Consider the following 11,974-nt stretch of genomic DNA (forward strand, 5'->3'; position numbering starts at 1 on the left):
CCTCCCTGACCCTCCCCCACAAGGGGGGAGGGAGCGCAGTTTGCCCTGGGCACCAGCCGAGCTCTTATGGCCGTCTCGCCGTGGAAAGAGCCACCCCATGACCGCCCTGTCTGCCCTGATCCGCCGGGACATCCGGATCGCGCTCCGCGTCGGCGGCGGGGCATTGATTGGCGTGCTGTTCTTCCTGACCGTGGTGGTGCTGATGCCGTTTGCGGTGGGGCCGGATCTGGCACTGCTGTCGCGGCTCGGGCCGGCGATCCTGTGGCTGGGGGCGCTGCTGGCGAGCCTGCTCACCCTGGACCGGCTGTTCATGGCCGACCACGAGGACGGCTCGCTCGACCTGATCACGATGAGCCGGACCCCGCTGGAACTCGCCTGCGCGGCAAAGGCGCTGGCGCATTGGCTGGCCGCCGGCCTGCCGCTGATCGTCGCAACCCCCGTGCTCGGCCTGCTGCTCAACCTCGACATGGTGGCGACCGGCGCGGTGGCGCTGACACTGCTCGCCGGCACCCCGGCGCTGACGTTCACCGGCATGATCGGCGCGGCGCTGGCGGTGACGCTGCATCGTGGCGGATTATTGATGGCCGTCCTGGTGCTGCCGCTGTCGATCCCGGTGCTGATCTTCGGGGTCGCGGCCTCGCAGGCGGTGATCGTCGGCCCCATGACGTTCGGCGCGCCGTTCTCGATCCTGTGCGCGCTGTCGCTGGTCAGCCTCGTGATCGGCCCGTTCGCGGCTGCGGCGAGCCTGAAGCATGGGCTGGATTGAGATGGGCTGGACTGACCTTGACCCCGATCAACTTTCGCTGCGGACTTTCGTGCTGATTGCGTGAGCGCTTACCTGTGATTATCAGGATACCATGACGCTGATCGACCTCGCCAACCCCACACGGTTCCTCGCGCTGACGGCGCGGCTGCTGCCGTGGCTTGCGGCTGCGACAATCATCCTGCTCGCGATCGGGCTCTATCAGTCCGCCACCGCGCCCGACGACTATCAGCAGGGCGCGACGGTGAAGATCATGTTCATCCACGTGCCCAATGCCTGGCTGTCGATGTTCGTGTGGGGCGTGATGAGCATCGCATCGTTGGGCACGCTGGTGTGGCGACATCCGCTCGCCGACGTCGCCGCCAAAGCGGCAGCTCCGATCGGCGCCGCCTTCACCTTCCTTGCGCTGCTGACGGGCTCGCTGTGGGGCCGGCCGATGTGGGGCACCTATTGGGAATGGGACGCGCGGCTGACCTCGGTGCTGATCCTGTTCCTGATGTATCTCGGCCTGATGGCGCTGTGGCGCGCGGTCGACGATCCCTCCCGCGCGGCTCGCGCCGCCGCCGTGCTGACGCTGGTCGGCGCGCTCAACCTGCCCATCATCAAGTTCTCAGTCGACTGGTGGAACACGCTGCACCAGCCGGCGTCAGTGATGCGGATGGGCGGCTCGTCGCTCGACAGATCGTTTCTGATTCCGCTGCTGGTGATGGCGGTCGCGTTCACCCTGCTGTTCGTCACGCTGCACATCGCGGCGATGCGCAACGAGATTTTGCGCCGCCGCGTCCGCTCGCTGCAAATGATGCAGGCGAGCCGTGTGGCGTTTTCAGAAATCGGCACCGGCTCGCGTGAGGGCAGCACGTCAAAAGAAGTCGGGGCTGCATGATCATGTCGCTCGGTCCCTACGCGCCCTTCATCGTGACATCCTATGCCGCGGCCGCCCTCGTGGTCGTGATCCTGATCGGCTGGATCGTGCTCGATTATCGCAGCCAGACACAGCGCCTGCGCGAGCTCGAGCGCAGCGGCGTGACCCGCCGCTCCGGCCGTAGCGCGACGGATCGGCCATGAGAGATCGAGAATGAGCGAGCAATCATGAGCGAGCAATCGACGTCCGCTCCGCCACAGCGCCGCACCTTCCTGATGGTGCTGCCGCTGATCGCCTTCATCGGCCTGGCGCTGTTGTTCTGGTTCCGGCTCGGCAGTGGCGATCCCTCGCGAATCCCTTCCGCGCTGATCGGACGCCCCGCGCCGCAAACCATGCTGCCGCCGCTCGAGGGATTGCAGGCTGACAACGCGCAGATCCCCGGCCTCGATCCCGCCGCGTTCAAGGGCAAGGTCAGCCTCGTCAATGTCTGGGCGTCCTGGTGCGTGCCGTGCCACGACGAGGCGCCGCTGCTGACCGAACTGGCAAAAGACAAGCGCTTCCAGCTCGTCGGCATCAACTACAAGGATGCCGCCGACAATGCGCGGCGCTTCCTGGGGCGCTACGGCAACCCGTTCGGCCGCGTCGGCGTCGATGCCAACGGCCGCGCCTCGATCGAATGGGGCGTCTATGGCGTGCCGGAGACTTTTGTCGTCGGTCGCGAAGGCACCATCGTCTACAAGCTGGTGGGACCGATCACGCCGGAGAATTTGCGGACGGTGTTGTTGCCGCAGATGGAGAAGGCGTTGAAGGCGGCGGGGAGCTGATCGCCGCTCTCGTGCCCCGGACGCTGCGCAGCGCGTGAGCGGTGCGCTGCAGAGCCGGGGCCCATGTCACAGCGCGACGCGTTGCCTTCTGGGTCCCGGCTCTGCGCAGCAGCGTTTCACGCTGCAGCGCGTCCGGGACACGGGACCCTCACCCCTTCCGCACATCCCCCGCCTCGGCCTCGCTCGCTTCCAGCGACGCCGGCTCGAGGTGATAGCGCTTGGTCAGCGGCATCTGGGCAATGGCGAAGATCATCGTGATCGGGGTGACGCCGAACACCTTGAAGTTGACCCAGAAGTCGGTGCTCTGGGTGCGCCAGACGATCTCGTTCAGCACCGCCATGCCGGCGAAGAACAGCGCCCAGCGCAGCGTCAGGATGCGCCAGCCCTGCGGCGTCAGATTGAACATCTGGTCGAACATCACGGCGATGAAGGAGCGGCCGAACAACAGGCCGCCGCCGAGGATCGCGGCAAACAGGGCGTAGATGATGGTTGGCTTGAGCTTGATGAAGGTCTCGTCGTGCAGCACCAGGGTCAGCGTGCCGAACACCAGCACGATCACGCCTGTCACGATCGCCATGATCGGGATGTGGCGCGTCACGACATAGGAGGCGATCATCGCCGCGACGATCGCGACCATGAAGGCGCCGGTCGCGGCGAACAGATTGAACTTCGCATTCACGAAGAAGAACACGAGCAGCGGGCCGAGCTCGGTCGCGAGCTTGAACAGCGGATGCGGCTGGGTCTTGTCCATTCTTCAGCTTTCGATTCCGGCAATCGCGCGGGCGAAATCGCGCGCGGTGAACGGCGCGAGATCGTCGACGCCTTCGCCGACGCCGATGAAATGCACCGGCAGTTTGAATTTCTCCGCGAGCGCCACCAGAATGCCGCCGCGGGCGGTGCCGTCGAGCTTCGTCATCACGAGGCCGGTGACGCCGGCGGTGCGATGGAAGGCCTCGACCTGCGACAGCGCGTTCTGGCCGACGGTGGCGTCCAGAACGAGCAGCACCGCATGCGGCGCAGTCGCGTCCACCTTGCGGATGACGCGCACGACTTTTTCGAGCTCGTTCATCAGCTCGGCCTTGTTCTGAAGCCGCCCGGCGGTGTCGATCAGGAGCACGTCGGTGGCCTGCTCCTTCGCCGCCGTCAGCGCGTTGAAGGCGAGGCTCGCCGAATCCGAGCCTTGTGCGCCCGATATGACGGGGGTCCTGGTGCGTTCGCCCCAGACCTTGAGCTGCTCGATCGCTGCGGCGCGAAACGTGTCGCCGGCCGCCAGCATCACCTTGCGGCCTTCGGACACGAATTTTTGCGAGAGTTTCCCGATGGTGGTGGTCTTGCCGGAGCCGTTGACGCCGACCACCAGGATGACGAACGGCTTCTTGCCGGCGTCGATCTCGAGCGGTTTCGCCACCGCCGCCAGCACCTTCTCGACCTCGGTCGCGACGACGTCCTTGACTTCGTCCGCCGAGATCGCCTTGTCGTAGCGCCCGGTGCCGACCGCATCCGCGATCCGCACCGCGACCGAGGTGCCGAGGTCGGCGCGCAGCAGCACGTCCTCGATGTCGTCGAGCATGGCGCGGTCGAGCTTGCGCTTGGTGACGAGGTCGGCGACCGCGGTCCCGAGCGAGGACGAGGTGCGCTTCAGCCCGTCGGACAGGCGGCGCCACCAGCTCAGCTTGGGGGTCTCGGGGGTGGTATCGTTCATGGTGGCGGTGTGTTAGCCGTTCCGGCTCGCAAACGAAAGTCTTGACCGAAAGTCCTGCAATTGCTCGATGTTCCCGAATTGACCGCCGAGGAAATCTTAGGCCGCGTGCTCCATCGCGACGGATTGATGCTGGTCATCGACAAGCCGGCCGGCCTGCCGGTGCATCGCGGACCCAAGGGCGGGGCCAATCTGGAAACCTCCTTCGACGCGCTTCGTTTCGGCCTGCCGCGGCCGCCGGTGCTGGCCCACCGGCTGGACAAGGACACCTCCGGTTGCCTCGTGCTCGGCCGCCATCGCAAGGCGACGGCGTCGCTCGGCCTGCTGTTCAAGCATGGCAAGATCGGCAAGACCTACTGGACCATCGTCGAGGGCGGCCCCACTGAGGACGAAGGCACCATCGACATGCCCCTCGGCCGGCTCAATGCCGAGCGCGGCTGGTGGCAGAAGCCCGATCCCGAGGGCCAGAAGGCCATCACCAACTGGAAGGTAATGGGCCGGGGCGACGGCCTGACCTGGCTCGCCATGGAACCGGTGACCGGACGGACCCATCAATTGCGGGTGCATTCGTCGGCGACCGGCTGGCCGATCTTCGGCGATAACATTTACGGCAACGGCCCGCGCTTCGGCGAGCCGAAGCTACACCTGCATTCCCGCGAGATCGTGGTGCCGATCTCTCGGAACAAGGAGCCGGTCCGCGTGGTGGCGCCGGCCCCACCCCACATGCACGAGCGGCTCCGGGCCTGCGGGTGGAACGGAGAATAATCCTGTCAGTCCCTCATGGTGAGGAGGCCGCGTAGCGGCCGTCTCGAACCATGCAGGCCCGCATCTCGCCCGCGGCCATCCTTCGAGACGCCCGCTTTGCGGGCCCCTCAGGATGAGGGCAGTGCCCGCCGCGCTCCCTATAGTTTACGAAACGTTCAGTGCTCGTCGCTAATGATAATGGTTGCTTAGAACAAGCTTCCGTCAATCTGCTCAGGACGAGCTGCGCGTCATGTCCACGGCCGAATTATCGATCATCGACGAGGTCGAGTCCGCGCTTCGGACTGGCTCGGCGGAAAAGGGCCTGGCAACGGCCCGCCGCGTCACCGACCTGTTCCTGTCCTCCGCCGGCAGTTTCGATGACGAGCAGATCGCCCTGTTCGACGACGTGCTCGATCGCCTGATCGGCACTATCGAGCTCCGCGCCATCGCCGACATGGGCGCACGCGTTGCGCTCGCCGAGATCAGCGCGCAGCTCGCCCCGATCGCGCAGGCGCCGCCATCGGTCATTCGCCGCCTCGCCAACAATGACGAAATCCGCATCGCCGGTCCCGTGCTGCAGGAATCCGCGCGCCTCGACGATGGCGCGCTGGTGCAGATCGCATCATCCAAGGGCGAGCCGCATCTGCTCGCGGTCGCCGGACGTTGGTGGCTGAAGGAGATCGTCACCGATGCATTGCTGGCGCGGCGCTATCCCAGCGTCAGCCGGCGGCTCGCCGCCAATCCCGGCGCGCGCGTGTCCGGAAACGGATTTGCTGTCATCGTCGGACAAGCCGAGGCCGATCCCGAGCTCGCGGTCAGCGTCGGCGTCCGCGTCGATCTGCCGTCAGACCTGCGCCGTCAATTGCTGCGCTCGGCGAGCGATGCCGTGCGGACCCGTCTGTTGTCGCGCGCGCCGCCGCATCTGTTCGAGGAGATCCAGACCGCGATCGCCGCCGTCACCGTCGGTGTCGAGCGCGAGATGTCGGGGGTCCGCGATTTCGAAGGTGCCAAGCGCGCCGTCGCAGGCCTCAAGGCGACCGGCCAGCTCAGCGAAGCGACGCTGCTCGGCTTCGCCACGCAGCGGCGCTACGAAGAGGCGGTGGCCGCATTGGCCGCATTGTCGGGATCGACCGTCGAAGTGATTCGCCCGCTGATGCAAAGCCTGCGCGAGGACGGCCTGCTGGTGCCATGCAAGGCGGCGCAGCTCACCTGGGAAACCACCGCCGCCGTGCTCGAAAGCCGCTTTGCGAGCGGCGCGATGAAGCCCGCCGATATCGCAAGGGCTCAAAGCAACTACGCGCGCATGACCCCGGAGAATGCGCGGCGGACGCTGCGGTTCTGGCAGGTGCGGGCGTTGTAGGCGCGTTAGAGACGCTGCGCGCCAAATATTCCGCCGTCGTCCTGGCGGAAGCCAGGACCCATAACCACCGAATTCAGTTTGGCGAAGACTGCTAGTTGGCCGTCGCGTGCGACAACTTCTCCATGGGGTAATGGGTCCTGGCTTTCGCCAGGACGACGGCGGAGCAAGTTCAGCGTCTCGAGAGCTAAACCGTCAGCCGCGCGCCATCACGACCGGCGATCCGCAGCGGCACGACGCTGCCCATTCGCTCGCCCGCAATCGCCACCGGCAGATAGTGCTCCGTCCGTCCCTGCTCCTCGCTCTCGATCAGCACCTCGCGCGCGGCGCCGATCTCGGCTTGCAGCCGCTGCAGAAGCGCAGCTTCACCGGCCGCACGCAGCCGCTTCGCACGCTCCTTGATCGCACCGCCCGCCACCTGCGGCATCCGCGCGGCCGGCGTGCCGGGACGCGGCGAATAGGGGAAGACGTGGAGGAAGGTCAGGCCGCATTCCTCGACCAGATCGAGCGAGCGCGAGAACATCTCCTCGGTCTCGGTCGGAAAGCCCGCAATGATATCGGCGCCCAGCGCGATATCCGGGCGCAGGCGACGGACCTGGCCGCAGAACGCGATGGCGTCGCCGCGCGTATGCCGCCGTTTCATCCGCTTCAAGATCATGTCGTCGCCCGACTGCAGCGACAGGTGCAGATGCGGCATCAGCCGCGAATCCTCGGCGATTGCATCCAAGAGATCGCTGTCCGCCTCGATCGAATCGATCGATGAGATGCGCAGGCGCCTCAGCTCCGGCACATGCCGCAAAATCTGCTTCGTCAGCAGGCCGAGTTTCGGCGCGCCCGGCAGGTCCGTGCCGTAACTGGTGAGGTCGACGCCGGTCAGCACGATCTCGGCATGGCCGCGCTCGACCAATGCCCGCACCTGATCGACCACGGCGCCCATCGGCACCGAGCGCGAATTGCCGCGCCCGAACGGGATGATGCAGAAGGTGCAGCGATGGTCGCAGCCGTTCTGCACCTGCACGAACACGCGCGGCAGGCCGCTCGCAAAGCCGTCGACGAGATGCGGCGCCATCTCCTTCACCGACATGATGTCGCTGACGGCGATTTTTTCGCTGGCACCGAGATCGAACGCCGCACGCGCCTCGCGCCATGCGGACGACCGCATCTTGTCGTCATTGCCGACGACGCGATCGACCTCGGCCATCCCGGCGAACATGCCGCTTTGCGTCTGCGCGGCGCAACCGGTGACGACGATGCGCGCTCCCGGCCGCTCGCGCTTCAGCTTGCGGATCGACTGCCTCGCCTGCGCCACCGCCTCGTTGGTGACGGCGCAGCTGTTGATGACGATGGTGTCGGAGAGCCCCGCGCCCTCGGCCTCGCGGCGGATCACCTCGGCCTCGAAGGCATTGAGGCGGCAGCCGAAGGTGACGATATCGACGGTCATCAGCCGACCGGCGCGAACAGCGCCGGATCGAAACTGCCTTCATATTCGAAGGTCGCCGTGCCCGTCATCAGCACGTGATCGTCGCGCTCGCGCCATTCGATGCCGAGCTTGCCGCCGGGCAGCGTGATCTCGACATTGCGCTCGGCGCGCTTCAGCCGCGCCGCCGCGACCGCCGTGGCACATGCGGCCGAGCCGCAGGCCCTGGTCAGGCCGGCGCCGCGCTCCCAGGTGCGGATCGTGATGTGCTGGGGATCGACGATATGGGCGAGCGTGATGTTGGCGCGCTCCGGGAAGATCGGATGGTTCTCCAGCAGCGGACCGAAACGCTCGAGGTCGTAGGCGTTGACGTCATCGACCCAGAAGATCGCATGCGGATTGCCCATGCTGACCACCGAGGGCGAATGCAGGATCGGATTGTCGATCGGGCCGATCTGCAATTCGATGTAGCGGGTGTCACGGAATTCCTGGTCGAGCGGAATGTCCTGCCAGCCGAATTTTGGCGCGCCCATGTCCACCGTATAAAGATCCGGCGCCGGACCCTGCCAGGCGTTGAGCAGGCCCGCGGCCGTCTCGAACGTTGCCTTGCTCTGGCCGGTCTTCTCGAAGATGCGGCGCACGACGCAGCGCATGCCGTTGCCGCAGGCTCCTGCCTCGGAGCCGTCACTGTTGTAGATGCTGATGAACGCTTCGGTGCCCTCGAAGCGCGGCTTCTGCAGCACCATGAGCTGATCAAAGGGCACGCCGCCTCGCGCCGATGCCACCGCGCGGGCATCGTCCGCGGTGACCTTTGAGGTGGAATCGCGCATGTCGACAACGACGATCTCGTTGCCGATGCCGTTCATCTTGGCAAATGCGTGGTTGGCCAGCGCGCTCATGAAAATTCCCGAATTTCGCCTGCCTTATATGGCGATCCTTGGCCCTCTTGGCCAGTAATTTGCCGACAACAGCCAGGAGGCTGCCATGACGCATCTGTCATGGGACGAATTCGGCGCTCGCGTGTTAGAACGGCGAAATTCGCGCGATCCGGGACATGCGGCCGGGTTAAGGCCTCGGGGACGTAAGGCCTTGGCGGATAAGCTATTGGGGAGAATAAAAATGTTCAGGTTTCGTCGTCTCGCTTTAGCCGCGCTGATCCCGGCAGCGGCCTTGTCGTTTGATCTGTCCGCCACGCTGGCCCAAACGCCGAGCCCGGCGCCGGCCGCATCAGCGAGCCCCTCGCCGGCTCCGTCGGCCTCGCCCGCCCCCGCGGCAAGTGCCTCACCCGCACCCGTGGCCACCCCGTCGCCGGCGGCAAGCGCCTCGCCCTCGCCCGCAGCCAGTGCCTCACCGAGCCCGGCCGCCCCGCCGCCCGCTGCGGCCGCGACGCCGGCTCCCGTGCAGACGGCCGATCCCTTCGGACAGGAGACCACGCTCGAGCCCAAGAAGGTCGTGATGGTCAAGGGCACTGCCAATTGGGACTCTGCCTTCGACACGCTGATCGACGCCTTCAAGGCGCTGAACACGTTGCTGGACAAGCAGGGCATCAAGCACGCCGGCAATTCGATGATCGTCTACACCTCGACGGACGACACCGGATTCACCTTCCTTGCCGAGATCCCGGTCGAGCAGGACCCGAAGAACCTGCCGAAGGACATGAGCGTCGGCAAATCGCCGGAGGGCAAGGCGTTGAAATTCGTCCATCGCGGCTCCTACGACAACATGGACAACACCTATGAGGCGATCACCAATCACCTCGACGACAAGAAGCTGGAAGCCAAGGACACCTTCATCGAGGAATACCTCACCGATCCCCTGAAGACGGCCGAGGACAAGCTCGTGATCAATGTTTTCGTGCCGCTGAAATGAGACCGATGAAAAAGCCAGCCATCCTTTTGACGTCCCTTGTTACGTCCTTTGCCGCCGGGCTGCTGGTAACGCCCGCGCTCGCCGACGATTTTCCGTCCGCGATTTCGGTGAGCGGCGAAGCCACTATCTCCGCCGCGCCTGATCTGGCGCAGATCGACGCCGGCGTCGCCAACGACGCCAAATCCGCGAAGGAAGCCTCCGACGCCAACAACGCCGCGATGGGCAAGGTGCTGCTGGCGCTGAAGGGCGCAGGCATTGACGAGAAGGATTACCAGACCTCGCGGCTGTCGCTGCAGCCGCAATACGGCCAGAACAAATCCACCGGCGCCTCGCCCGTAGTCGGCTTCCGCGCCTCAAACCGCGTCACCGTGAAGATCCGCGACGTGACCAAGGTCGCCGCCATCATCGACACACTGGTCGGCGCCGGCGCCAACGATATCGGCAACATCTCTTTCGAGGTCACGCAGGCCTCAAAACTGCTCGACGATGCCCGCGAGAAGGCTGTCGCAGACGCCCGCCGCAAAGCGGAGATCTACGCCAAGGCCACTGGCGTCGCGCTCGGCGCGCCGCTGAGTGTGTCCGAAGGCGGCGCTCCGATGCCGCTGTTCAAGGGACGCATGGCCGCAGCGCCGATGGCCGCAGGCGGCGCAGCCGTTGCGCCCGGCGAGGAAACGCTGGCGGTGACGGTGAATGTGAGCTGGGCGATCAAGCAGGGGCAGTGAGGCCGCAAGAGGCACGCTGCGGCGCCAATTTCAGGCGTCGTCCTGGCGAAAGCCAGGACCCATTACCCCAGGGCGTGGTTATAGCGCGAAGCAGCTAACCCGACTGTTCGCCAAACTACTCCCTGTGGTAATGGGTCCTGGATCAGCGCTCGCTCCGCTCGCTTGTCCAGGACGACGGGTTGTTTGCTTGATGGAGTCAGATCTCCACCACCTGCCCGGGCTTCATCGCCACGAACCGCTCCTGCGGAACCTTCGCGGCGTCGAGCGCCTCGACCAAGGCCTTCGCCGGCGCATCGATTGCTTCATCGGTCAGCTGAAACGTGCCGTGGTGATGCCCGAGTGCTTTCTGCGCGCCGCAATCCGCCAGCGCCTTCACCGCGTCTTCCGGGTTCATGTGCTGATCGCGCATGAACCAGCGCGGCTCGTAGGCGCCGATCGGGAGGATCGCCAGACGGAGCGGCCCGTGCTTGTCGGCGACGCGGCGGAAATGCCCGCCATCGCCATAGCCGGAATCGCAGACGACGTAGATTTTCCCCGCAGGCGTCTCCAGCACGAAACTCGCCCACAGCGCCTTGTTGCGATCGAACATGCCGCGCGCCGACCAGTGCCGGGTCGGCACCAGCGTCACGGCGATGCCGCCGCCGAGCTCGACGCGATCGTGCCAGTCGAACGCTTCCACCTTGATCGTCGCATCGGTGCTGCGCATCGTGACGTCGTTGCCGAGCGGGGTCACCACACGCGGGGCGAAATTCTTGGCGAGCCGCGACAACGTCGCCATGTCGAGATGATCGTAATGGCCGTGCGAGACCAGCACGGCATCGATTTTCGGCAGCTTGTCGAAGGCAATGCCGGGATCGTTGTGCCGCTTCGGCCCGGCAAAGCTGACGGGCGAGACCCGCGAGGACCAGACCGGATCGACGAGAATGTTGAGGCCGCCGGTCTGGATCAGCCAGCTGGCGTGGCCGACGAAGGAGAGCCGCACCTTGTCGCCCTCGACGCGCGCCGGCGGGGTATCGGCATGGGGGCTCGGCGCCCAATCCGGCCAGGTCGCGCGCTGCCGCTTGCCGCCGAACTGCCAGCGCAGGACCTCACGAAGCGATCGTGGCGGCGCGCCGTCCGGATCGAAGAAGGTCAGTCCGTCGAAATGGTCGGAGACCGGGCCGTCATAGGTTTTCATGCGGGACATCCAAAGGGAGGGCACACCGACCAATGCGCTGGCCCCGGCGAGCAGTCCGAAAAGGCGGCGGCGGGTGATCGGCACGGATCTGGCTTCAGGGATGGTCGGAGCGGCAGGACATCACCGCTATATGGGCGGGGTCTGCGGAAAAGGAACCCAATGCCGAAAATGTCATATTTTCAAGGCCTTGCCTCCCGAAGGCGTCCCGGCGTCCTAACTTTCCTTGACTTTCGGGCGGGAGCGGCGTTTAACCCCCGGCACTTTCTCGGAAAGGCTTTCTTTTCGACCCGCCCACTGGCCCCAGAGGCCAGAGGCCAACGCCCGACAGCGCGATGCGCCCTCGGGCGTAAAGGTGTTTGGAAGATCGCTCGCCCAAGTGAGTGGTCATCCCCCGCGAAGGCGGGGGATCCAGTATCCCGGATGCGGCTCGGCTAGAACCGGAAAGCCACGGCGTACTGGATGACCCGCCTTCGCGGGGCATGACAACAGTGAATACGGCAACCCTGCGTAAGCAGGACAAGGGACAACGGCATTGTTCGA

13 protein-coding genes are annotated in these 11,974 nt (G+C 65.7%); 8 read left to right on the forward strand and 5 right to left on the reverse strand.

The genetic code is table 11. The annotated features are described in order from the left end of the window. The first annotated feature begins 97 nt into the window (after window positions 1–97). From ccmB to AC0L3A_RS38615, 4 genes are all read left to right on the forward strand, one after another. Window positions 98–766 (forward strand): heme exporter protein CcmB, encoded by a 669-nt coding sequence (ccmB, locus tag AC0L3A_RS38600; protein ID WP_007598845.1) that lies wholly within the window; start codon window positions 98–100, stop codon window positions 764–766. A gap of 91 nt (window positions 767–857) precedes the next feature. Next, window positions 858–1,646 (forward strand): heme ABC transporter permease, encoded by a 789-nt coding sequence (locus AC0L3A_RS38605; protein WP_007598843.1) that lies wholly within the window; start codon window positions 858–860, stop codon window positions 1,644–1,646. Next, window positions 1,643–1,828, forward strand: a complete 186-nt coding sequence (ccmD, locus tag AC0L3A_RS38610) for a heme exporter protein CcmD (protein WP_007598841.1) — start codon at window positions 1,643–1,645, stop codon at window positions 1,826–1,828. The genes AC0L3A_RS38605 and ccmD overlap by 4 nt, the downstream gene beginning before the upstream one ends. Before the next feature lie 24 nt (window positions 1,829–1,852). Further along, complete coding sequence (locus AC0L3A_RS38615) at window positions 1,853–2,449, forward strand: DsbE family thiol:disulfide interchange protein (RefSeq protein WP_007598840.1); 597 nt, start codon at window positions 1,853–1,855, stop codon at window positions 2,447–2,449. A gap of 148 nt (window positions 2,450–2,597) precedes the next feature. Here AC0L3A_RS38615 and AC0L3A_RS38620 read toward each other — a convergent pair whose 3' ends face one another. Both AC0L3A_RS38620 and ftsY read right to left on the reverse strand, forming a co-directional pair. After that, window positions 2,598–3,200 carry a septation protein A gene (locus tag AC0L3A_RS38620; RefSeq protein ID WP_007598838.1) on the reverse strand — a complete coding sequence of 201 codons (603 nt, stop codon included), beginning with the start codon at window positions 3,198–3,200 and terminating at the stop codon, window positions 2,598–2,600. A 3-nt stretch (window positions 3,201–3,203) separates the two neighbouring features. Further along, entirely contained in the window at window positions 3,204–4,151 is a 948-nt protein-coding gene (ftsY, locus tag AC0L3A_RS38625) for a signal recognition particle-docking protein FtsY (protein WP_007598836.1), read from the reverse strand. Between the two features lie 60 nt (window positions 4,152–4,211). Here ftsY and AC0L3A_RS38630 point away from each other — a divergent pair, with 60 nt between their 5' ends. Both AC0L3A_RS38630 and AC0L3A_RS38635 read left to right on the forward strand, forming a co-directional pair. Next, complete coding sequence (locus AC0L3A_RS38630; RefSeq protein WP_007598835.1) at window positions 4,212–4,913, forward strand: RluA family pseudouridine synthase; 702 nt, start codon at window positions 4,212–4,214, stop codon at window positions 4,911–4,913. A gap of 229 nt (window positions 4,914–5,142) precedes the next feature. Beyond that, on the forward strand, window positions 5,143–6,252 hold the full coding sequence (locus AC0L3A_RS38635; protein WP_007598834.1) for a DUF2336 domain-containing protein: 1,110 nt from the start codon (window positions 5,143–5,145) through the stop codon (window positions 6,250–6,252). 184 nt (window positions 6,253–6,436) lie between these two features. Here AC0L3A_RS38635 and mtaB read toward each other — a convergent pair whose 3' ends face one another. Continuing rightward, window positions 6,437–7,690, reverse strand: a complete 1,254-nt coding sequence (mtaB, locus tag AC0L3A_RS38640) for a tRNA (N(6)-L-threonylcarbamoyladenosine(37)-C(2))-methylthiotransferase MtaB (RefSeq protein WP_007598833.1) — start codon at window positions 7,688–7,690, stop codon at window positions 6,437–6,439. Then, window positions 7,690–8,565, reverse strand: coding sequence for a diaminopimelate epimerase (gene dapF, locus AC0L3A_RS38645; protein ID WP_007598832.1), 876 nt, complete (start codon window positions 8,563–8,565; stop codon window positions 7,690–7,692). The genes mtaB and dapF overlap by 1 nt, the downstream gene beginning before the upstream one ends. 220 nt (window positions 8,566–8,785) lie before the next feature. Here dapF and AC0L3A_RS38650 point away from each other — a divergent pair, with 220 nt between their 5' ends. Next, on the forward strand, window positions 8,786–9,535 hold the full coding sequence (locus tag AC0L3A_RS38650; protein ID WP_083869895.1) for a GyrI-like domain-containing protein: 750 nt from the start codon (window positions 8,786–8,788) through the stop codon (window positions 9,533–9,535). A 5-nt stretch (window positions 9,536–9,540) separates the two neighbouring features. Continuing rightward, window positions 9,541–10,257, forward strand: coding sequence for an SIMPL domain-containing protein (locus AC0L3A_RS38655; protein WP_035993901.1), 717 nt, complete (start codon window positions 9,541–9,543; stop codon window positions 10,255–10,257). A gap of 196 nt (window positions 10,258–10,453) precedes the next feature. Here AC0L3A_RS38655 and AC0L3A_RS38660 read toward each other — a convergent pair whose 3' ends face one another. After that, entirely contained in the window at window positions 10,454–11,518 is a 1,065-nt protein-coding gene (locus tag AC0L3A_RS38660; protein ID WP_083869893.1) for an MBL fold metallo-hydrolase, read from the reverse strand. Window positions 11,519–11,974: the final 456 nt, after the last annotated feature.

Source organism: Bradyrhizobium sp. MI1.3, assembly GCF_055811695.1.

Bases quoted from the DNA above. Each gene is read 5' to 3' on its own strand.
- dapF (WP_007598832.1), bottom strand. From the start codon at position 8,565: ATGAGCGCGCTGGCCAACCACGCATTTGCCAAGATGAACGGCATCGGC.
- AC0L3A_RS38615 (WP_007598840.1), top strand. From the start codon at position 1,853: ATGAGCGAGCAATCGACGTCCGCTCCGCCACAGCGCCGCACCTTCCTG.
- mtaB (WP_007598833.1), bottom strand. From the start codon at position 7,690: ATGACCGTCGATATCGTCACCTTCGGCTGCCGCCTCAATGCCTTCGAG.
- ccmB (WP_007598845.1), top strand. From the start codon at position 98: ATGACCGCCCTGTCTGCCCTGATCCGCCGGGACATCCGGATCGCGCTC.
- ccmD (WP_007598841.1), top strand. From the start codon at position 1,643: ATGATCATGTCGCTCGGTCCCTACGCGCCCTTCATCGTGACATCCTAT.
- AC0L3A_RS38620 (WP_007598838.1), bottom strand. From the start codon at position 3,200: ATGGACAAGACCCAGCCGCATCCGCTGTTCAAGCTCGCGACCGAGCTC.
- AC0L3A_RS38605 (WP_007598843.1), top strand. From the start codon at position 858: ATGACGCTGATCGACCTCGCCAACCCCACACGGTTCCTCGCGCTGACG.
- AC0L3A_RS38655 (WP_035993901.1), top strand. From the start codon at position 9,541: ATGAAAAAGCCAGCCATCCTTTTGACGTCCCTTGTTACGTCCTTTGCC.
- AC0L3A_RS38635 (WP_007598834.1), top strand. From the start codon at position 5,143: ATGTCCACGGCCGAATTATCGATCATCGACGAGGTCGAGTCCGCGCTT.
- AC0L3A_RS38650 (WP_083869895.1), top strand. From the start codon at position 8,786: ATGTTCAGGTTTCGTCGTCTCGCTTTAGCCGCGCTGATCCCGGCAGCG.
- ftsY (WP_007598836.1), bottom strand. From the start codon at position 4,151: ATGAACGATACCACCCCCGAGACCCCCAAGCTGAGCTGGTGGCGCCGC.